Here is a 22,780-nt window from a genome sequence, read left to right as displayed (position 1 = left end):
ATTATGTACTTTCGAAAAATTACAATAGGTTTAATTATTATTCTCAGCTTCTTTCTGATTGAATTATTTACACTATCAGATTACGGTATTAATTGGGACGAGCCTGCGCACTATATGCGAGGACAAGCATATCTTTATTACTTGTTAACAGGAAAAGAAAATTATAAAGAACTGCTAAGAGTTAAAAGCCATTATGAAAAGAGTTCTTTCTACGAAATACCAAAAGACGTTGAATATGAAGATACTTCACAATTTAGGAGAAGTATCTATCAGTACGACAGAGAGGATAAGGTCAGATATACGTATCATTATTACGCTCAATTTGACGGCGGACATCCTCCGATCAATGGAATCCTTGCGTCTTTAAGCAATCACATTTTCTATCAGAAGCTAGGATGGCTAGATGATATACAAAGTTACCACTTGTTTATCATAGTAACAAGCACTGTTCTTGTTGGTTCAATATTCTTTTTTGTCACACAATATTTTGGACTATTTAGCGGTGTCATTGCGTCTCTCTCGTTAATCTTATATCCTCTATTTTTCTCTGAATCTCATTTTAATATTAAAGACCCAGTAGAAACAACATTTTTTACCTTAACCCTTTTTACTTTTTTTAAAGGGATAACTAGTAATAGCTGGAAATGGATTTTGGCATCTGCAGCTTTCACTGGTCTGGCTCTGGGAACAAAACTCAATATTATATTTATTTCCCTAATTCTTGGACCATGGTTATTATTGTATAAGTGGAACAAGATTAAAAAAATGAAATGGCCTTTTACAAAAGGAGTTTCAATATCCTTATTTTTGCTGCCGATCATCTCGTTCTTAATATTTTATTTATCTTGGCCGTTCCTATGGCAGGATTTTAAAAACGTATTGTCAATTTTATCTTATTATCAAGATATCGGATCTCGGTTATACCAGCCTACTGATTATATTTTATTTAGAGCAATAAATACTTATGCATGGAAATGGGTTCTATTTATTACTCCCCTGTCGACTCTTTTGCTCTTTATTCTCGGAATAATTTACACCATTAATAGTGGATTTAAAGAAAAAACAAAATTATCATTATTAATTCTTTTTTGGTTTCTTGTACCACTACTAAGAGTAAGCACGCCAACAGCCGGTATTTATGGTGGAGTAAGACAAGTCATGGAATATATTCCCGCAATGGCAATATTAACCGGTATTGGAGCAATTCAAGGCATAAGATATTTATTTAAAATAATAAAGCTAAAACCAGAATCATTAAAAAAAATTAAATGGATTCTGCTTATTATATTTGTTCCTATAACAATAAAAATAGTTTCCATTCATCCCAACGAAAACGTCTATTTTAACCCGTTAATTGGGGGCTTATCTGGAGCCAGAGAAAGAAATTTTGCAGACTGGGGAGTAACCCTAGGAAGCCCTTACAAACAAGGCGTAGATTGGCTCAACAATAACACTGAAAAAGACGCAAATCTCACTCTGGTAAGAGGGTATACTCAAAATGTACCCAGAATAAGCCTAAGAAAAGACATTAATTTTAGCGATCACTACTTCTCTGGTAAAGAGAAAAAAGGCGAATACTTGATGGAGGTAACCGACTATAACTGGCTTTTGACAATACCAACGGATAAGCGTCTATATATAGAATCACTGGATCCTGTTCATGAGGTAAAAGTAGATGGAGTTCCCATTTTAACCATTTGGAAAAATGACAAAATCCATAGCAAAAATTAATAAATTTAAGTTCCACCCTTGGCTTCCTGGATTAATTATTGGGGTAGTCTTTTTTGTCTTTGGCCTTATAACATTACCTCATTATGGAGTCGATTGGGATACAATTAATCATCTTCCTCGCGGACAAGCTTACCTTAACTATTATCTAACCAAAAACTTGACCTACAATAATCTCCCCCCTCGCAACATATACTACCAAAAAGACGATACCCTGTTTTTCTCTCCTGATAAAGAGGTTAATAGGAGAAGTTTTTATCAAGTTGACTATTATTCTGCAGATTATTATCTTAATAATGACACCGGACACCCTCCTCTTTCTGATATTTTTTCTTCCCTTTTTAACTTCATATTTTTTCAAAAAATGGGAATTATAAATGATATTGATTCGTATCATATATACCCACTTCTACTTGCATCAATCCTTGTTGGAGGTCTATATATATGGGTATCAAAAGAATTTGGTATTTTTACTGCAATTATTACCGTTTTATCTCTAGTAACATATCCACTCTTTCTTGGAGAATCTCATTTTAATCTGAAAGACATTCCTGAGACTGTTTTTTTTAGTTTTGCACTTATCTTTTTTTATTACGGAGTAACTAAAATTAAAAAAATCTGGATACTACTTTCTGCAACCCTGTTCGGATTAGCCTTAGGAACAAAATTTAATATTTTCTTTGCTTTACCAATTATGATCATATGGTTAGTAATCTATATATATTTTAGAAAAATATCGATAAAAAAATACCTTAAGCTGACCCCCACGTTTCTCATGTATCCACTAATTGCATTTACTATATTGTTTGTAGGTTGGCCTTTTCTTTGGAAATCACCCATTTCACGGTTTATCCAAATTATTGATTTCTATAAATCCCTAGGTATCAGCTCGGATTTTGATCAACGATTCATTCACTTAGGTCTTAATACATATGCTTCTGAATGGATCTTATACACCACGCCCATCGTAACAATTATTCTTGCAAGCATAGGAATTTTCTATATTTTAAGATCTGGAATAAAAAAGAAATTGTTTGCAGAAATTTTCGTCCTGATTTGGTTTTTGATTCCTATTGTAAGAGTTACAGTCCCACATGCTGGAATATATGGAGGAGTACGTCAGATCATGGAATTTATTCCTGCTCTGGCCATTTTGTCTGGAATTGGAGCAGCCAAATTGGTTAATCAGACAGGAAAACTAGTGTTTTTATCACAATTGTTAATTATTCTTAGTTTCATTCCAATTACTGCTAAGCTAATTTCGATTCATCCAAATGAGAACGTCTACTTTAACCCGTTAATTGGCGGACTAAAAGGTGCACAAGAAAAAAATATTCCTTATTGGGGAAATACTTTTGGAAATGTTTACAAGCAAGCTATCCAATGGACAAATTACAATATTCCTCCAAACTCCACTTTGGTACTATCTCAAGAGATAATGACCAATTTACCAGCACTATGGGTTAGAAACGATCTAGCATATACAAATATAGAACGTAGCGGCTACTTAAAAAATGGTGAATATGTTATTGGTCTCAATTCTGGAACACCCTTCAATGAAATCTACTACAGCAGTAGATACTACAATCGTACACTAAACCCTATTTATCAAATAAAAGTCGACGATACAAGTATCTTAAATATCTGGAAAAATGACACAGAGCATACTCTAAAAAACTATCTTAAAGAAGCACAGCTTACTGATGTATATTATCAAATAACCGAAGAAGGAATAATGTTTAATCTGAAAAAGAAACTAATTATAAATCGTATTGAATGGCAGTTTTCGCAAGAAAACTGCAGTCCACTTACCCTTGGATATTTTAGAGTTTCTGCCGGCGGGAAAGACTGGATTTATACCCCCCACAATCTACCTGAAGAGTATCCAATAAGAAAATTAAATAGACAACCCGATGGCGATACTATTTCTTATCCTTTCGGGGCCGAATACGCTCAATACATATTTTTTCATATTGAACCCAAAGATGCTTGCGTAAAACAAATACTGAAAAATTCTGTTTATTTCTATCCCGACGCTAAAAAAACGAATTTGGATATAAATCCTCAAGCAGAATTGTAGGATTATTAATGTAAGGCAACTCTTTAAAGCTCTCTATAGCCTCGCTCTCGCTCTCAAATACCTCAACATCATCAAGATAACTCGTAAAATCCTGCAATGAAATACTCCGTGGAAGATTTACCCTTTGAAAACTGATAGTCATATATTTTGCACCATAAGGTGACTTAGCTGATACTTCCTCCATAACCCATTCATCTGATATGGGCGCCCTTGGAGATACAGCTACACCTACTCCTAATGTGTCCAGATTATTCATGTCATTATAAAAATCTATTCTTAAGAAGGACTCTCGATCTATATCTAATTTTTCTGCTGAATTTCTAATCCACCCCTTAACAGTATATGTTCTTCCAGCTTCTATAGAAATCGCGGACGAGCTAATTCTAGATGTATTTCCTTCTCCTTTCCCATATATTGCCACCGAACCATTCCCATTCTTTCCTATGGTCGGAACAAAACGAAAGGATGGTGGCTTAAGATTCATTAGACCTCTAATACTCCACATATCACTTTCGACATCAAAGTGAAACTCTGCAATCTTACGTCCATCATCATCTAACTTCTGAGGAATTTTAATAATAATATAGTTTCCAGTACTCATTGCTTGCCATGGCTTGTATATTTCATGAACGCTATAACTCATAAGCTCAGCAGCACTCAAGCCAAAAAATCCATTCATAATATAGTCATAGGGAACCTCTGAATATTTAATTAACTTATCCGCACTCCATCCTCTCCACCAGTAAGTCACGTTTTGCAATCTATTATCATTAAGAATTACAAAGTCAACCTCCTCTGCTTGAAATTCAGCAACCGAACTAGGTCCATAAGCATATTCCCAATCAGATTGGTTTATATGCTTGTTCTCTAGTATTGAGAAATATTGGTCTCTATTTTTCCAAGCTAAGACAAGGTTATGATTACGAAGGGTAATATTTGAAGGTAGATTTTTGTCCATCCATTGCATTAAAATGTCTGAATTCCATGTTTTTGAATAGTAATAACTTAAAAGAAAAGAATTATTAAAGGATGGAATATTAATACAGATTACCAAGCTAATAAGAACCAAAGAACCCCATCGATATTTTTTAGAGTACTGTAAAAATATCCACGCACAATATCCTGCAATAATCGTTAGAAAAGGAATAACAGTGCTAAAATTTCGAGTATATATTCCTCCATTGCTGTAAATAGTTAACATAAAGAAAAACGGCACAATAAACGAGGCTAACATTAAGAATTTTAGCAATGACTTTCTAGCCATAAAAACAGCACCCAAAACAATAGCAAAAGAGACAAACTCTCCAATTCCCCAATGAAAAAGATAAAAATATGGATATAAACGAAACTGGTAGTTTCCCATTTGATACCAACGGTATGTCAAATCCGCATGATATTTAAATTCATCTATATTTTTGAGAATGTAGGGATTTATAAGAAAAAAAACAGCAACTGAAATAAAAATTGTTAAAATAGAATTTCTATTAATAACTGCTCCTATTTTTTTTGTTTTAATCAATAAAATAATATGAACAAAAGCAAAAGGAATAAAGGTAAATATCTGATACTTCATCGCAACTGCCAATCCAATTGCAATTCCTGCAAGGATATATCTTCGCCTTGTTTGTTTTTCAAGTAATAAGTAACTTGTATAAAATGCGAAGAGAGAAAAGAACCCGTTATATGTATCAGGTAAACCAATATGACTTCCTAAAACATGACGATAATTAACAGCAAGAAATAATGCTGCAAAAAGAGCAACTTGTCTATTAAAAAGCTTCTTGGATACAAAATATACTAATAATACTGTACCCGAACCTACAAGACCTACAATATATCTTGACCAAAACATGGCACTTATATCTCTCACCCCAAAAATGGCATCATGATATTTTGTAAAAAAAATAAATCCTTTAGAAAAAAACTCGAAAATATATTCTGGGTGTAAAATAAATAACTTAAGAAGAACTATTGGAATAAAAAAGATAAGATAAAAGAGTGCCTGTATGAATGGAACTCCTGCGGGATAATAAAATATATTAGGCTCCATAAAGTGATAGAGCATATAAACACCTGTTGTAAAACTTATTCCCTCATCGGGGTGATTATCGGGAAAACCAGGATATTGTCCAAAAAATCGTAACAATCCCCCTATAATAAGAATAAAAATAAGAAGATAATAAGTTTTAACTTTTTTTTTCACTTCTTAGCTGTCTTAGGTTCTTCGTTTTTTCTTGCTATGCAAATAACTGACATTCCAAAAGGAAAATTTATATATTTTAATAGCTTGGATTCTAGCTGTAAGATTTTTAAAAATATAAAATTTATAATACCTGACATCTCAAAAATATCACTTACCGGTCTCCTGGGTCTTAAACCAATAATTTCAGGAAGTCTTTTTACAATTCCAAGTGGAAAAAGAATGCTATTTATATATGTAGACCTCAAAGTCTTAAATGAGCATTCTTTCAAAAGAATTTTTAATTCTGATGCAGTAAATCTATGTTTACCAAAAGAAATCATATCTTCATTTCCCATAAACCAATCATACGCAGGCTCTTCAAGTAAAAGAGTGCCTCCCTTCTTCAATACTCTATAGAACTCATCTAAAGCTTTTCGCTCATCTTTTACCCACACATGATATAAGACTCCGTAACAAAAAACTAAGTCAAAGGAATTATCTTTAAAGGGTAGATTCGCTATATCTGCTTTTTTCACCTTTCCTCGCTTCCTCGCAAATTTCAAAGCCTCATCTGATATATCAACTCCTATTGTTTCTCCATATTGGGATAGATATCCCAGCGCAGCACCTGCCCCACATCCAGCATCAAGAATTTTTAAACCCCTCTTTTGTGAAAAATATTTATTAAGCAAGGTTGTATTTATCAACCTCATTCCCTTATACCACCATAACGTATCTTGATTATCGTACAAATCTTCGTAGTGACTTTTTTGCATATTATAAAAAACTATTACTGTATATATCCTCTTTCTGAATAGTTGGTTTAATGTAAGGAATCTCCTTAAACTTTTCTACCGGCTCAAGACCACCCTCAAATACTTCAACGTCATCAAGATAGCTTAAAAAGCCCTGCGTCTGAATTTCTCGTTGAAAACTTACGGTCATATATTGCGCTTCTTTTGACGCCTTTGCAGAAACTTCTCTCAAAACCCATTCGTCAGAAATTGGAACCCGGGCAGAAATGGCAACTCTCGTTCCAAGCTCTCCAAGATCTTCTTTGCTATTATAAAAATCCAGTCTTAAGAAAGCGTCCTTTTCCACATCGAGAATTATTGGTGCATTTTTTATCCAACCACGCACAGTATAAATTTTCCCTGGCATAACAGGAATAGGAAAAGATGCAATTCTTGATGTACTTCTTACTTGACCACCTCCTGTTATCGCAATTGACCCTTCTTCTTCCTTTCCATCCGAAGATACAAAATTAAATACTCCAGGACTAAATTTTAATTCACCAGTAAGCGTCCATGTATCCTCCTCACTATTAAAGTGAAACTCATTTATCCTCTCACCTACGTCCGTAATCTTACCTGGAATTTTAAAAACTAAGTAGTTATTTGCACTTACCGCTTGATATGGCTTATAGAATTCTGCAACAGAATAATTCATTAATTCTGCCAAGCTCAGCCCATGAAATCCATTCATAATAAAATCAAACGGAACATCCGAATACTTAATCATACTATCAAAAGTCCAAAGACGCCACCAATAGGTAATGCTCTGAAAAGGTGCATCATTAATAATTGCAAAATCTATCTCCTCTTCTTGAAACTCTGCCAATGAGCTTGGTCCTGTATTGTAGCTCCACGGCAACATCTTAATATTCTTATTTTGAATAGCTTGGTTTAAAATAGTTCGATTCTCTGAAGATAGATCAAGAGGATAATTTCTTACTACTACCTCTGAGAGAATATAGTCCTCAATCCATTTTACCAATACATCAGAATTTCTTGGCTTTGCATAGTAGTAACTTAATACAAAAGAGTCTTTTGTCTGAGTAAAATTTGCGACAGCTATGAGTACGAATAGTATAGAATACGCAAAAAAAACATTTCTAACTTTAAGAAATTTATAGAGCCAATCGAAAAAATACGCAGCTATTATTACAACGAGCGGAATCACAGTTGTGAAGTTTCTTGTATATATACCTCCTACGCTATAAATAGTCATAAAAAAGAAAAATGGTGCAATGAAAAACAAGAGAAAAAACAATCTTATTTTTTCCTTAAAGAGAAGCACTATTCCTCCTAAAATTGAAGCTATAGAAATTATCTCTCCCAAGCCCCAGTGGTACAGATAAAAATATGAGTAGGGACGGAAACTCACGATTCCCATTTGATAGCGAAGATAATTATATCTGCTTTCTCTAAAAAATTGCTCTAAATTAAAGATTAGAAACGGATTAAGAATAGCAAAAATTACTATTACTACAAAACCCGCAAGAAAAATTTTCTTGTCAAAGAGATAAGAAAATCTTTTGGTCTTATAAACCCAAAACAAGTGTGCCAAGAATAGAGGAAAAAGATGAAAAAATTGATACTTGATTGAAACACAAATTCCAGCAATTAACCCAGCAAATAGATAATTTCGAGTAGTGTTCTTTTTAAATAATAAGAAAGACGCATAGAGAGAAAATGCAGTAAAAAACCCATTAAAAACGTCCGGGACCCCAATATGGCTGGATAATACATGACGAAAATTAAAAGCTAGAAAAAATGCAGCCAACAAACCAACACGCTTATTAAACATAATCTTTGCCAACAAATAGGTTATTACAACCGTTAATGCGCCAACAACAGCATTAATATATCTACCCCAATACAATGCAGATATAAGATTACGACCAAATAGTATATCGCTATATTCCGGATATGAGTGAGCTCCTCCATGCAACAAAAACTTCAAAAATAGCTCTGAATTTGTAAAAAGAAGCTTTGCATACTGAATCGGAAGAAACAATAGTTTGAAGACTATCAAAAGTATCAGAGGTCTTCCTCCTCCATAGTCAAAACTGTTAGGCTCTAGATTATTATAGAACATGTGTACTGCAGTCCCATATCCCAATATTTCATCTGGATGATTTTCTGAATATCCTGGGAAATCTCCGTATAAACGGACAAAAAGAGACAATAGCAAAATTAATACTAGTATCCAGTTTGCCTTGAAAAAATCTATTATATGCTTGTTTTTAGGTTGATGCTTCATAATTTCTATTCATGATAACATATAGATAACATTTCTTCTAACATATATTCTGATATAATTCGCTCGTGATAAAAAAGCGCAATACAATTGATTTATCTCTAATTCTTCCTTGTTATAACGAGAGTGAGCATATCCAAAAGAGTATCCTCAGAATCATATCTATTTTAGAAAATTCCAAGCATTCCTATGAGTTAATACTCATTGACGACAAAAGCACTGATAATACAACCACGCTGATAAAAAAACTAAGCAAGCAAAATCCAAAAATACACACGTATTTTCACAACAAAAACCAGGGCAGAGGAGCAACTGTAATAGAGGGACTACAAATTGCAAAGGGAGAAGTCGCAGGGTTTATAGATATTGACCTAGAAGTTTCTCCGGTATATATTCCTGAAATTGTAAGTGCTCTAAAAAATAATATGGCAGACATTATAGTAGGGCAAAGACACTATCCTTTTAGCTTCTTTCCAATTAACAACCTGATGAGATTCTTATCAAGTAAAATATACTCATTTATTGTTAAAAATGTATTAGAGCTTCAAATTCAAGATACAGAATCAGGCTACAAATTTTTTAATAGAAAAAAAATTCTAAAAGTTCTTTCTAAGGTTAAAGACAAGCACTGGTTTTGGGACACCGAGGTCATAGCCCAAAGCACCATTCAAGGCTTGTGTGTAAAAGAAATACCGGTTCTATTTTTAAGAAATGAAAATAAAACATCAACAGTAAAATTGCTCCCAGATACAGTAAAATATTTAGTAGCACTCCATCACTTTAAGCAGTCAACTAAAAAATGATCATAAGCTTGCTCAATAAAATTCTTGATATTCCTATTTTTTACAATCTAATACAGGTGGTCCTGAGCATGGACTTTCCTCGCGTTGCAAAGAAATATATTGAGAAATATCCTCACAATGCCATTTTTGAAATAGGTTGTGGACCAGGAAAATTTATGAAATATATCAATCCTAAAAAATATCTTGGGATTGACATGAGCGAAAGTTATATTGAATATGCCAAAAATAATTTTGAGACAAAATCTGTTAAATTTATGGTACTAAATGCCATGGATATTCCTAAATTGAACGGTTCATTCGACCTTGTTATTATCATGAATGTAACCCACCATTTAACAAACAAAGAAATAGAGCATATATTAAAGAGGCTTACTACCAATGTCTCCTTTAAGCGGCTTTTAATTTTTGATGGGAAACCAGATATCGGACCTCTTGGAAAAATATTAGAATACCTAGATCAAGGAAATAACTTCCGCGAAGTTGATCAACTTGCTCACCTAGTGAGTAAGTACCTTAAAATCGAAAAAGCAGAAACTGTGAGAAAACCATACTGGATTTATAAATGCCCGCTTGTTGTTGCTGTCCCCAAATAAAATGCAAAAGTTTAAAGAGTTCTCAATTGAAAAAACTATCAAAGATATTAAATCCAGCCCACAATATTGTTGGGATGATGACTATATCCTTTGGACTGCCATAACAACTCCCACTAGAGGGAAACGAGCCGTTCAATTATTACTTGATCATTTTAATAAAAAAGCCAAACTCCTTGACGTTGGCTATTCCCAAGGATTAACAATTGGCTATACTGGTCAAGTTTTTCCAAATCTTGAAGGAATTGATGTAGATGCGGATGCAAAAAAAACTGCACGAAAACGCCTTAATAAATTAGGCCTTAAAACTACTCTTAAGATATACAATGGAAAAACTCTACCCTTTAAAAACAATTCATTCGATGGCATCATTTCAAATGAAGTATTTGAACACGTAGACAATCGACAAACATTCGTAAGAGAACTACATAGAGTACTAAAGCCTAATGGAAAACTCATTATTACCACTCCAAATAAATTATTTCCAATGGAATGCGAGTTTCATTTACCTTTTCTATCATATCTACCAAAAAAATTAGCAGACTTATACGTAAAACTGTCTGGCAAAGGTAAGTCCTATGATGGAGTTAATCATCCTTTTCATTTTGAATTTATTGGAGAATTAGAAAGATATTTTTCAGTCAATGACATTACGCTCGATGTTCTTACAAAATACAAAAAATATTATCTAGGAGATGAACGTGGAGCAATTATCCCTCTAGTCGCATCTGTAATCAATATTCTTAAAAAGATTAATAAAACTCCATTGGCACCTATTTCAAAAGTAATTGAATATCTATTGCTTAATATCTCTGCGGGATGGATCTGTGTATGTACTAAACAGAAGAGTTCTTGAGTACTTTTTTTACAGCAGTAATTACATCCTTTACATCCTCATCTGTAAGATTTGCTCCAAGCGGAAGAGATAATATTCTCTCTCTCCCACAAACTCAGCATTTGGAAAATCTTTCTTTTTATACCCAAATGTTTTTCTATAATAAGGATGTAAATGAACTGGAGAGAAGTGCACTCCTGATCCAATATTTTCTTTAATTAGTCTATCAACAAATTCATTTCGGTCAATCGAAAGCTTTTCAAGATTGACCAAGATTGCAAACAGATGCATAGCGTGTTTGGTGTTTTTTTCAATTGGAGCAGGAAGAGTAAGTAATGGCTCATTTCTAAATGCTTTTGTGTATAAATTCCAGATCTGTTGTCTACGTTTCCAATTTTTCTCGATACGAGCAAGCTGATGAATTCCCAATGAAGAGGCAATATCAGTAAGATTATACTTAAAACCAGGCTCTACTGCCTCGTAAAGCTTAAAATGCTTAACTGAATATCTTTTCCATGCATCTTGAGAAAGCCCATGTAAACGAAGCATTGCCATTCTATCTTTCCATTTAGAATTATTTGTAGTTATCATCCCACCTTCACCTGTTGCTAGATTCTTTGTAACATAAAAAGAAAATACAGTAATATCCCCTATTGAACCTATCTTTTTACCATAATAAGTTGCCTCTATCGCATGAGCAGCATCCTCAACTACATACAAATTGTATTTTTTTGCTAGCTTACAGATAGCATCCATATTTACGGGCCTACCATGAAGATGAACAGGCATAATTACTCTTGTTTTTTTTGTTATTTTCTTCTCTATTTCAACAGGATCTATATTCCATGTTTTTCTATCAACATCTGCAAAAACAGGTTTTGCTCCGGCATGAATAATAACATTGACAGTAGAAACAAATGTTAGAGGCGTAGTTATTACTTCATCATCCGGATCTAGCTGTAACGCTTTAATCGCTAAGTGAAGACCTGCAGTAGCAGAGTTAACCGATATGGCAAATTTTGCTTTCGAATATGTACAGAATTTATTCTCGAAAATCTCTGTTTTAGGACCTGTTCCCCACCAACCCGAACGTAAAGTATTTACTACTTCCTCGATTTCTTCCTCACCTATAACCGGCTTGCCAAACACTAAAAAATCCTCTCTTCTTGACCTAATACTCATATTGTTAAAATTATTTTTTGCCAAGAATAAATTTAAAATATTCAATAGTTTTTTCTAACCCATCATCAAATGTGACAATAGGAGACCAATTAAGTTTCTTCTTTGCAAGAGATATGTCCGGCTTCCGAACAGCTGGATCATCTTTTGGTCTCGAAACAAATTCTATTTGAGATTTTGAGTCCGTTGCAGAAAGAATTTTCTTTGCTACATCTATTATTTTATATTCATCAGGATTGCCCATGTTTATTGGTCCGGTTTCAGAACTTCTCATCATTTTCATAAAGCCTGAAACCATATCAGACACATAACAGAAGGACCGAGTTTGTGTTCCATCCCCATGCGTAGTTAATGACTCACCGCGCAATGCCTGGGTGACAAATTGAGGAATAACTCTTGTATCACTAATGCTTGAGTTTGGCCCATAGGTATTAAATATTCTCACAATTCTAACTTCCACTCCAAACTCCCTATTGTATGCCATACACAACGCTTCTCCAAAACGCTTCCCTTCATCATAGCCAGATCTAACTCCAACTGAATTCACATTTCCCCAATAAGTCTCCCTTTGGGGATGCTCTTTGGGATCACCATATGCCTCGGAGCTTGAAGCAAATAAAAGTCTTGCATTTTTTTTCTTGGCAATTTCTAATAAATTCTTAGTACCACTTCCATTTGCTTCCGCTGCTTCTACTGGATATTCCATGATGTAAGTTACTGATGCGGGGCTAGCAAGATGATAAATTTCATCTATTTCTAAATTCTCAATACTACTATAAGCAGCTGAGTCTGCAACATCGCCTAGAACAAATGTAAAATTATCATTTTGTAAGAATTCCTGTATATTTTTCTTGTCACCAGTCGATAAGTTGTCAAAACAAACTACTCTATTTCCCTCTTCCATTAACGCCTTACAAAGATGCGATCCTACAAAACCAGCTCCACCTGCTACAATAATTATTTTATTCATTCTACCCATTCTATCAAATATATCGTTTGATTTCCACGTTGACAATGATTATTCTCATAATCTATACTTCCAGTAGATGAAAATAAAGCCCACCTTTAAAACATCCAGAAAAACCGCAGAAGATTATTTCCTCTGGAGAGTCGAAAGATCAATTCCCACTGTAAAAAAGATAAACTCAATTAGAAGCTTAAATAAGCTTAATATTTTAGATTTGGGTTGCGGATATGGTTCTTTATCAAAGACTCTGGGAGAGCTTGGGGCACAAGTTACATCCGCCGAAGTTAACCAAAAATCTTTAGAATTTGCCAAAAAATTCCTGTCACCATACAAAAACGTTAAAATTGTAAAAATAGGCAAAGAAAAGCTTCCCTTTAAAAGTCAAAAGTTTGACATTGTTTTTCTGTTTGATGTGATAGAACACGTTAAGAATCCAAAAACTACAATAGAAGAAAGCTTAAGAGTACTTAAAAAAGGAGGTCTACTCATAGTTGAATTTACCCCATACTATTCCATTGTTGGACACCATCTATATGACTACACTAAGTTTCCTGTACAAATATTACCGAAAAACATGGTTAAGAATATGATATATTCAAGAAAAATAGATAGCTTCCTTAGTCAAGATGAATTTTATGATGTCTTCTTATCCTTGAATAAGCTCCGAATATCAAAATTTCAAGAAATGGTCAAGATAACTAAAAAAGTTGAAGAGAAATATATAATAAAATATCCAAATCTATTTGAAGTAAATATTCCACTTTTAAAACACCTTGGACCACTTAAAGATGTATTCACCATGAGTTTCGAAGGGATTTATCAAAAAAATAATTAGTCAATTGTCCAGACTAACTACCATCGCTAAATTCAAAGACTCTGATTTCTTTATATTGAAGCAAACAAGAATCTTTATCAGCCATTTTCAGGGAAATTGAAGCAATTTCTTTACCATCAAAAAACCAAACAAATTTATCATTTTTATTCAGCTCCACAGAATAAGTACCTTGATGGCTATACCACACAATTGGGGTTCTAATTTCGCTTATTTTCCCTGGAACAGATCTTATTTGACCATTCACCTCTTCTAATTTACAATTTTCTGTACTATGGTCAATTTCCAAACGAGATACAGGCACAGATTGTAAAAAAGATATGACGAGTGAATTATCTTCCTCATTTTTTACAATTTTATAGGAGTTAAATTCAACTTCATGGAGATATTCTTTTTTTGTATAAATAGTATCATTTTTCCATATTCGAAGAAGCGTAACTCCATCTACTTTTACTTCATATATAGGATCTACTATGTTATTTAAATAATCAAAGCTGTAGGTTGTTGCAAGAGGAAAACCAACAGATACTTTTTCCATCATGTATTCACCTCGTCTGGAAGTACCAGAAAAAAATGGACCAAAAGTTATGTCTTCACGTAAAAATTGTTGAGGGACATTTGAACCAAGGCCAACTGGTAAGCCAAATTTTGCATTCTTTTCTGCATTTGCATTTAACCATTCAATACCCTGCAAATACACGTTTCCCATCGATTCTCCTGCACCTGGTAGACCTCTGGTTGAAGCACCATTAAGTCCCCCTACTAATTCATTCATATACATATTTTCGTTTGGATGTATTGACTTTAGATCAACAATAAGAAATACAAATGGGATTATGAATATCACATAGAAAATTACCTTATTGTCCATCAATAGCAATACTTTCTGTCTAATCCATAATGCACCAAGACCTGCTATACATACCATTGCTGGAACAAATTCCATGATCTGGCGTACTCCACTATATAGAGATCCACCAGGAATAGTAACTCTTAGAATAGGTACAAGAAACCATAAAAAAAGCAATAATTTAAAACGATCATTTTTATATGAAACTATAGACACTAAAAGTCCAAACAGAAAGAGCACTAATATTATGATTGGTGTTGAAGAAAAAATAAATGTTAGTGGATAAGTATTCCATCCTAAAAAATAGTATTTGATTGGCTGATATTGCTGACCACTGCCAATACCTTGATAAAAGTCAACTATTTCCAAGAAACGGACTACAGGACTTTGCCAGAGATATGGTCTGGTTATAAAAAGAAATATGAGTGCTATTGCCGGATAAATTATTAGACTATATTTAATATTATAGACAGTTTTAAAAACTGAAACAAGATTCTTTCGATAGGCAATTAGCAAATATATAAGAAAAATAATTGGTAAAAAAACTATGTTAAATTTAGTTCCCAACGCAAATCCACAAAATATACTTGATAATAATATGTATTTATTAGATTTTTTTTCAAATCCAAGATATAGAAAATATATAGCAAAACTAAAAAAGGTCGTTTCAACAGGATCTTTAATATTGAAATGAGATTCTGCAAAAAAAAGCGGGTACACACTTAAAGACAATGCACTTACAAATCCTGCAAAGATTCCGTAGTGTGTTTTCATAATAAAAAATATTAAGAAAACAAGGAGCGAAGAAATAAATATTTCGAATAGATGGTAGGACTCTAGATCTCCAACAATTCCAAGTTTTTCAAAAAATACTCTATTAAATACAGCAGCAGACACATCATTAAACGAAGGATGTCCAGTATCTTTTTCAAGAAAATAGGCCGCATCATAGCTTTTATTCTTCCAAAAACTAACTCTTGTGCTATTTAAATCCTCCGTAGAATAGTGGACTCCTTTGCCAGTAAGCATATGAAGATATGCTTGTCCACGTATAAAATGAATTGACTCATCAATATTTAATCCATAGTCCGATATTGTAAGAGTGGATACAAAAAAAAATGAAAACGCAATAAGCAACCCTATCCAATATTTTTTTAGAAATAAATTCACAGAATAAATTTAATAAGATTTACTACAAACCCCAATCCTCCTGCAGTAAATTTTACAACAGTCATCACAACCAAACCAACAAAAATAACCGGGTGTGTAAGTAAGATCTCAAGGTGCCGTAAATAACTTCCTCTAACAGGATTAAATTGCTGTGCAGCTAATTTAGGGTGTTTACGGAAATATGCAACCATGTGTTTACCATAGAAATAATGCTTACTCCAGATATCACTAATACTCTTTGGCTCACCCAAATGCCTCTCAATAGCTTCAATTCTCCCCCATTTAAATCCAGCACTTACAAAACGGTTATGAAAATCGTAGTCTTCAGGGCCATAGAGCGTTTCATCAAATCCATTAATTTTTTTCCAAGATTCTTTTGTAAAAAAGCGAACAGCAACTATTAAATTATCATCTATATAAGTATTGCGCTCATACTTTCTAACTTCAGCCCAGAACCCTAGTCCTTCTGCCGAAGTGTTGTGAACCGCGATTCCATCTAGATTCTCCTTCTCACACATCTGCACACACTGAGTTATCACAGCAGGCTCCAATACAAAGTCCGAATCTACTCTATATAGATATTTTCCCTTTGCCATTCTAGCTCCATAATTCACCTGAGCGGATCTCTCGGGACCCCTTCGGTATACCTTATCTGTATAGTCCTTTGCTAATTTAACGGTATCATCGCTTGAATTATTATCCACAACAATAATTTCCATATTTTTGTATGTCTGCTTTTTAAGGCTTTCTAAACAGGCAACTATAAAAGCTGCAGAATTCCAGGCAGGAATAATTACCGATACGAGTGGTTTTTTCATAGCAATCTACGTCCAACTCCTACTACACTGCGCCCTACTTTATTGAGAAAGAAGTTTCTCCCATCAATTACTACAGTATTATCTCTCACTAGTTTTTTGTAATCCATACCTAAAGCCGTGTGACCCGTCCCTACAATTAACATATCAACAACTTGAAGTTTAGCATTTGTAATATCTAACCGCTTTAGCTCTGCATCTGAGAGAACTGGATCATAGATCATAAACTCTATCTTCATCTCTTTTAAAATCTTCATAAGCTCCAAGACAGGACTTTCTCTAATGTCAGCAACGTCTTTTTTATATGTAACTCCATATAGCAAGACTTTCATACCATCTTTATATTCCGACTTTATCATCTGGGCAAATTTTGTCGGCATAGATTCATTTGTTAATAAGCTTTGTCTCACAACATTCATCTCTAGCTGATTTTCTTTTGCAAGCTTTAATAAATAATATGGATCGACAGGAATACAGTGACCCCCAACCCCAACTCCAGGATAATGAGCGTGGAAACTCCATTTACTGCTAGCAGCCTTAACTATTTCCAGGACATCTAAATCTAGCATTTCACAGAGCTGGGCAACCTCATTAATTAAGGCAATATTAACTGCGCGATAGGTATTTTCTAGCATCTTCGTCATTTCCGCTGCCTCTAAACTCGAAACAGTGACGACGTCTGCCGAGAGTATTTGTTTATATAAAACATATGCCAGTTGAAGACTATTCTCATTTAATCCACCCAACACCTTTGCTATATTTGAAACTTCCTTAAGACCATTACCCGGATCAATACGCTCAGGAGAACAGGCGAGAAAATACTCTACATCGGATAGCTCTCCAAACACTGCTCTTGTCATGGTCGGAGCAACTGTAGATTCATTAATAATAAGCTTACCTGCCAAATCCAGCTCTTTAAAGTGCGCAGCCACACTCACCAAAGCAGTTAAATCAGGTTTTTTATCTTCCGTTACTGGAGTTGGCACACAAACCATATACACATCACAGCTAACTAGTTTGTCTTTAGAAAGAGTAGAAACGGATAGATTCCCCTTCTTAAGTTCAGATTTTAGTGATTCAGTTAAGGATTCATCGCCTAATTCATTTTCACCCTTGTTTAGCTGGTTTACTTTATCTTGGTTACGAATAAACCCCTGTACTTTATATCCTTTGCGCGCTAAAAGAACAGCCAAAGGCAAACCAACATAACCTAGGCCTATAACGCCAATTGTTGCCTGCTTATTTTCTAGTTTATCCTTGAGAAGTTTATACATGTTCACGTATATTCGGCTACTATACCACACCAAAAATGCTATAATCAATAACAATTATGCCTAATATATCAGTCGTTATCCCTGTTAATAACGAAGAAGAGTCCTTACCTAGTCTTTATGGTGAGCTTAGCACTGTACTAAAAAAACTCAAAGCAGACTACGAGATTATTTTTATTAACGACGGCTCAACAGATAAGTCTCAGGAAGTCTTAACCAATCTCAAAAAACAAGATAGCAACATCAAAATTATTAAATTTAGAGCAAATTTTGGAAAATCTGCCGCTCTATCAAAAGGACTTGAGATGACCACAAAAGAAACTATCGTTATGCTCGATGCAGATTTGCAAGATGACCCCAAAGAAATACCAAAGCTTCTTAACAAACTTGACGAAGGATATGATCTTGTTTCAGGTTGGAGAGCAAATAGATCTGATACTGGAGTTAAAAAAGTATCAAGCATTCTCTTTAACGGAGGAACGAGATTAATCTCGGGTGTACAATTACATGATTTTAACTGTGGACTCAAAGCATTTACGAAGGAAGTTGCTAGTGAACTATATCTACACGGTGAATTACATCGCTATATTCCGGTGCTTGCTGCCAAAAAGAAATTTAGAGTAGCAGAAATAGCCGTTAATCACCGCTATCGCAAATTTGGCAAATCTAAATATGGATTTGGTCGAAGCTGGCGCAGCATCTTAGACTTATTAACAATAATTTTTTTAACTGACTACGCAACAAAACCTGCCCACTTTTTTGGAATGCTCGGGCTCTTTTTTCTCACAATTGGAGTTGTTTCAGATGGATATGTAACATTTCTTAAAATAACAACAGGTAGTACCCAAAACAAAATACCAATGCTTTTAGCAGGAATCTTATTTATTTTGGTAGGAATTCAGCTTTTATCTACTGGCCTAATTGCTGAAATGATAACTCACTACAATAGAAAAAGTAGAACAGAACTATAAATTATTGCCAAAATGAAGCAAAAAAAAATACAGCAACAAATCACAGACCTACTTCACAGCTACTACTCTGAGAAACCACAGAAGTTTGTCCCAGGGGAAACACCGATTTTATATGCTCAGGCTATATACGATGACAAAGAAGTATCGGAAATGCTGGACAGCGTGTTATCTGGTTGGCTTGGACTTTCAAAAAAAGGAGCTCTATTCGAACAACAGCTGGCAGATTATGTCGGGGTAAAACACTCTCTTTTAACAAACTCTGGTTCATCAGCCAATCTACTTGCTGTTTCAGCACTCAGTTCATGGCAACTTCCAAATCACCTGCAACCAGGAGATGAAGCAATTGTAGCTGCTTGTAGCTTTCCAACTACCGTTAATCCATTGATTCAAAATCAATTAGTTCCCGTATTTGTCGATGTTAACCCAGAAACACACAACCTAAATGCAGATCATCTAGATAAAGCTCTTTCCAATAAAACACGCTTAATTATGATTTGTCACAATTTCGGCAACCCCAACGAAATGGACAAAGTAATGGCATTTGCCAAGAAGCATAAACTGTTTGTTATCGAAGATAACTGTGACGCACTGGGCTCAACCTACGACGGCAAAAAAACTGGCAGTTTTGGGCAGCTTGCTACAGAATCATTCTATCCCGCCCATCATATGACCCTGGCTGGTGAAGGAGGAGCCATACTAATCAATGAAAATCGCTTACTGCGTATAGTTCAATCCCTCAGAGACTGGGGACGCGCATGTTGGTGTGGCGCTAGTGGTGGACCTCCCAATGGTGTGTGTAACGCACGTTTTAAATTTAAGATAGATGGTATGCCTTATGACCATAAATACATCTTTAACCACATAGGTTACAACCTAAAGCCTACCGAAATGCAGGCAGCAATGGGCTTACAGCAAATCAAGAGACTACCTGAATTTGTTGAAAAGAGAAAGAATAACTTCAAGATTTACCATAAATTCTTTAGTAAATACCAAGACTTTTTTATTCTTCCAAAAGCTTTGCCTAAATCAGATCCCAGCTGGTTCTCTTATCTTTTAACAGTCAAAGAAGATGCTCCTTTCGACCGATTTGAGATTACAAATTTTCTAGAGGAACATAAAATCCAGACCAGACCATCTTTTTCTGGCAATATCTTGCGTCAGCCAGCCTATAAACGTATAGAACATCGGGTCGTGGGTACATTAGAACACTCAGACAAAATTTTTCAGCACACATTCTTTATAGGCATACATCCTGGCTTAACAGAAGAACACCTTAACTACGTGATGGATACTTTTGATAAGTTTCTCGCAAAGTACTAATGAGCAACCAACGAATCCTTATTACAGGAGCCTCGGGTTTTATTGGTTCTAAGCTAACCCACAAATTAGTAAAACTTGGCCATACCCCTCATTTACTAGTTCGCCCGCAGAGTGATCTAACCCCTATTAAAACACTTGTCAGCAAGACCAAACTACACTATATAGACATTGCCGATAGAGAAGCTTTTTTTGCTACTGTCTCAACTATAAATCCCCATGTTATCTACCATCTTGCAGGATCTGGTGTTTACTCTTACACTCAGCTATCACCAACTAATATTCAAGCAATTCTAGACACCAATATTCAAGGAACCACAAACCTATTTCAGGCTAGTAAATATTTAACCTCACTTAAAGTATTTATAAATACAGGTAGTAGCTTTGAATACGGCAACAGCAAGCATCCATTTTCAGAAACATCACTACCCAATCCATCCAATATATATGGTGCAAGCAAGGTTTATACAACTAATTTAGCTAAAATATTTGCAATAAATGAAAAACTACCCGTTATAACGCTGCGACCATTTACAGTCTATGGACCTGGTGAAAAAGAATCAAGATTTATTTCAACCGTAATTCGCCAGTGTTTAAGCAATTTAAATCCTCAACTTACTAAACAAACCATAATACGTGACTATGTATATATCGATGACTTAGTCGACGCCTATATTGCTTCAGAAAAAGTTGGAGATAAGCTTAGCGGCAATGTATTTAATATTTGTACCGGTATAGCCACGACAACTAGTGAAATAGCTACAACCATTATGAAACTTACCAATAAAGAAAATTTACAGCTAGAAATTGGGGGATTTCCTAAACGAACTGGCGAGGTTATATCTTTAGTAGGTAATCCTGAGCTATCCAAAAAATTACTAAACTGGAGTCCTTCAACACCACTAAAAGAAGGAATTCAAAAAACTATTGATTGGATAAAACAACATCCCTAAAAATTTCTGAATACATCTTTCCAGATTTCTTATAGGACAAATAGCGCTGCGCTATCTGTCGACTTGCTTCACCCATCTTGCTCATATCTGAAGCTAACACAGATTTAATCTTATCCGCTAGTGCAGCTGCATCTCTTTGCTTAACTCGATAACCATTTTTTCCACCAACTACATATTTTGAGCCTACTGCAAGTTCTGTAGCAACTACTGGTAAGCCCGAAGAGATCGCTTCAAACAATGCCACCGTATGAGATTCTAGATTACCTTTCGAATCTTCAATTGACGGCGCAACATATACATCGGCCATCGAGTAGATATTGGCTAACTCTATGTAATCAATTCTACCTAAAAAGATAACATGCTTCTCTATTTGTAAACTTCGAACTAACTCTTCTAAAGCTACTTGTTGGTCTCCCCCACCAACTAGTACCAACTTTGCGTCTTTATTATGTTCGATAACATCTGGCATTGCTTCAACAAGGTAGGCAAAGCCCTTTTTTTCAACCATTCTTCCCACCGCAAGAATAACCTTAGCTCTTTCAGGTATATTAAACTTATGTCTTAAGCTTTTTCTCTTAGCCCCACTCGGTTTATATTTAGCCACATCCACACCATAAATAACCTCTTTAGAATGTGACAAATCTACACCAAACTTAGAAAATTCCTCCAAATAGCGTACACTATTGGAAACCACAACACTCGCTCTATTTACTGCGAATTTTGCCATAGATCGAAAAAATATATTCTTTTTAGCCAGATACATATCCGAACCTGGAACAGTTATTACAACTGGAACATTTGTCAAAATTGAAGTAACAGCTGCAACAAATCCATTTGGAACAATCCAATGAGCAGAAATAATATCAACCTTTTCTTGCTTTACCAGTTTTATCAATGATAATAGCTCAAAAAAGAACATAAATGGAGACAGTAGATATACAAACCACCTCAGCTTCTGATCTCCCTCAAGAGTTCTGGAGTAACCCAATAAATGAAACGAGTCTGGATAGATATATCTGAATAAATAAACTTTATAATTTGGATAGTCAGATATTTTAAATTTCTGATCAAATGGAGTCACCAGAAGAACTTCATTACCAGCTTCAACTAATCCTTCACAAAAATCATCCATAAATGGTGCGACTGGGTCTCCCTTAAAACGAGGAAAAGTATGAGTCAATACACAAATTTTCAT

Annotated in this window: 17 protein-coding genes and 1 pseudogene; 9 read left to right on the top strand and 9 right to left on the bottom strand. The window is 34.6% G+C overall.

The features are described 5' to 3' along the window. The first annotated feature begins 3 nt into the window (after window positions 1–3). Together CO050_01155 and CO050_01150 are read left to right on the top strand one after the other, a co-directional pair. A complete protein-coding gene (locus CO050_01155; protein PJC32086.1) occupies window positions 4–1,731 on the top strand; it encodes a hypothetical protein in 1,728 nt (575 codons plus the stop codon). After that, a complete protein-coding gene (locus tag CO050_01150; GenBank protein PJC32085.1) occupies window positions 1,706–3,808 on the top strand; it encodes a hypothetical protein in 2,103 nt (700 codons plus the stop codon). Before CO050_01155 ends, CO050_01150 begins: the two co-directional genes overlap by 26 nt. Here the strand turns inward: CO050_01150 and CO050_01145 are convergent. Genes CO050_01145 through CO050_01135 form a run of 3 tightly spaced genes read right to left on the bottom strand, consistent with a single transcriptional unit; the run spans window position 3,765 to window position 9,035 of the window. Continuing rightward, the gene (locus CO050_01145; protein PJC32084.1) at window positions 3,765–6,011 is read right to left on the bottom strand and encodes a hypothetical protein; all 2,247 of its coding nucleotides are present in this window, start codon (window positions 6,009–6,011) and stop codon (window positions 3,765–3,767) included. The genes CO050_01150 and CO050_01145 overlap by 44 nt on opposite strands. Continuing rightward, window positions 6,008–6,766 carry a methyltransferase type 11 gene (locus CO050_01140; GenBank protein PJC32083.1) on the bottom strand — a complete coding sequence of 253 codons (759 nt, stop codon included), beginning with the start codon at window positions 6,764–6,766 and terminating at the stop codon, window positions 6,008–6,010. The genes CO050_01145 and CO050_01140 overlap by 4 nt, the downstream gene beginning before the upstream one ends. A 1-nt stretch (window position 6,767) precedes the next feature. Further along, window positions 6,768–9,035 (bottom strand): hypothetical protein, encoded by a 2,268-nt coding sequence (locus CO050_01135; GenBank protein PJC32082.1) that lies wholly within the window; start codon window positions 9,033–9,035, stop codon window positions 6,768–6,770. A gap of 65 nt (window positions 9,036–9,100) precedes the next feature. Here CO050_01135 and CO050_01130 point away from each other — a divergent pair, with 65 nt between their 5' ends. Genes CO050_01130 through CO050_01120 form a run of 3 tightly spaced genes read left to right on the top strand, consistent with a single transcriptional unit; the run spans window position 9,101 to window position 11,281 of the window. After that, window positions 9,101–9,835, top strand: a complete 735-nt coding sequence (locus tag CO050_01130) for a hypothetical protein (GenBank protein PJC32081.1) — start codon at window positions 9,101–9,103, stop codon at window positions 9,833–9,835. Next, the gene (locus tag CO050_01125) at window positions 9,832–10,428 is read left to right on the top strand and encodes a hypothetical protein (GenBank protein ID PJC32080.1); all 597 of its coding nucleotides are present in this window, start codon (window positions 9,832–9,834) and stop codon (window positions 10,426–10,428) included. The genes CO050_01130 and CO050_01125 overlap by 4 nt, the downstream gene beginning before the upstream one ends. A 1-nt stretch (window position 10,429) precedes the next feature. After that, a complete protein-coding gene (locus tag CO050_01120) occupies window positions 10,430–11,281 on the top strand; it encodes a hypothetical protein (GenBank protein ID PJC32079.1) in 852 nt (283 codons plus the stop codon). Here CO050_01120 and CO050_01115 read toward each other — a convergent pair. Together CO050_01115 and CO050_01110 are read right to left on the bottom strand one after the other, a co-directional pair. Continuing rightward, window positions 11,262–12,436 (bottom strand): annotated as a pseudogene (locus tag CO050_01115) (UDP-4-amino-4,6-dideoxy-N-acetyl-beta-L-altrosamine transaminase). The gene CO050_01120 and the pseudogene CO050_01115 sit on opposite strands and share 20 nt — an antisense overlap. Before the next feature lie 16 nt (window positions 12,437–12,452). Beyond that, window positions 12,453–13,409 carry an NAD-dependent dehydratase gene (locus tag CO050_01110; GenBank protein PJC32078.1) on the bottom strand — a complete coding sequence of 319 codons (957 nt, stop codon included), beginning with the start codon at window positions 13,407–13,409 and terminating at the stop codon, window positions 12,453–12,455. A 76-nt stretch (window positions 13,410–13,485) separates the two neighbouring features. Here CO050_01110 and CO050_01105 point away from each other — a divergent pair, with 76 nt between their 5' ends. Next, entirely contained in the window at window positions 13,486–14,241 is a 756-nt protein-coding gene (locus tag CO050_01105) for a hypothetical protein (GenBank protein ID PJC32077.1), read from the top strand. A 13-nt stretch (window positions 14,242–14,254) separates the two neighbouring features. On the opposite strand, the gene CO050_01100 is transcribed toward CO050_01105, so the two are convergent. Genes CO050_01100 through CO050_01090 form a run of 3 tightly spaced genes read right to left on the bottom strand, consistent with a single transcriptional unit; the run spans window position 14,255 to window position 18,347 of the window. Beyond that, complete coding sequence (locus tag CO050_01100) at window positions 14,255–16,258, bottom strand: hypothetical protein (GenBank protein ID PJC32076.1); 2,004 nt, start codon at window positions 16,256–16,258, stop codon at window positions 14,255–14,257. Then, entirely contained in the window at window positions 16,255–17,082 is an 828-nt protein-coding gene (locus CO050_01095) for a glycosyl transferase (GenBank protein PJC32075.1), read from the bottom strand. The genes CO050_01100 and CO050_01095 overlap by 4 nt, the downstream gene beginning before the upstream one ends. Further along, window positions 17,073–18,347: a UDP-N-acetyl-D-glucosamine dehydrogenase gene (locus CO050_01090; GenBank protein PJC32074.1), complete on the bottom strand. Its 1,275-nt coding sequence runs from the start codon at window positions 18,345–18,347 to the stop codon at window positions 17,073–17,075. Before CO050_01090 ends, CO050_01095 begins: the two co-directional genes overlap by 10 nt. Before the next feature lie 56 nt (window positions 18,348–18,403). On the opposite strand from CO050_01090, the gene CO050_01085 reads away from it, so the two are divergent. Genes CO050_01085 through CO050_01075 form a run of 3 tightly spaced genes read left to right on the top strand, consistent with a single transcriptional unit; the run spans window position 18,404 to window position 21,585 of the window. Beyond that, window positions 18,404–19,315 (top strand): glycosyltransferase, encoded by a 912-nt coding sequence (locus CO050_01085; GenBank protein ID PJC32073.1) that lies wholly within the window; start codon window positions 18,404–18,406, stop codon window positions 19,313–19,315. Window positions 19,316–19,327: 12 nt separating this feature from the next. Beyond that, entirely contained in the window at window positions 19,328–20,635 is a 1,308-nt protein-coding gene (locus tag CO050_01080; protein PJC32072.1) for a lipopolysaccharide biosynthesis protein RfbH, read from the top strand. Continuing rightward, window positions 20,635–21,585: a hypothetical protein gene (locus CO050_01075; protein ID PJC32071.1), complete on the top strand. Its 951-nt coding sequence runs from the start codon at window positions 20,635–20,637 to the stop codon at window positions 21,583–21,585. Before CO050_01080 ends, CO050_01075 begins: the two co-directional genes overlap by 1 nt. Here the strand turns inward: CO050_01075 and CO050_01070 are convergent. Then, complete coding sequence (locus CO050_01070) at window positions 21,557–22,780, bottom strand: hypothetical protein (protein ID PJC32070.1); 1,224 nt, start codon at window positions 22,778–22,780, stop codon at window positions 21,557–21,559. The genes CO050_01075 and CO050_01070 overlap by 29 nt on opposite strands.

It is taken from the genome of Candidatus Roizmanbacteria bacterium CG_4_9_14_0_2_um_filter_38_17, from assembly GCA_002788855.1.
In the GTDB taxonomy this organism is placed as follows: Bacteria; Patescibacteriota; Microgenomatia.
The sequence above is the reverse complement of the archived record's forward strand: the minus strand, read 5'-3'. Positions and strand labels throughout refer to the sequence as shown.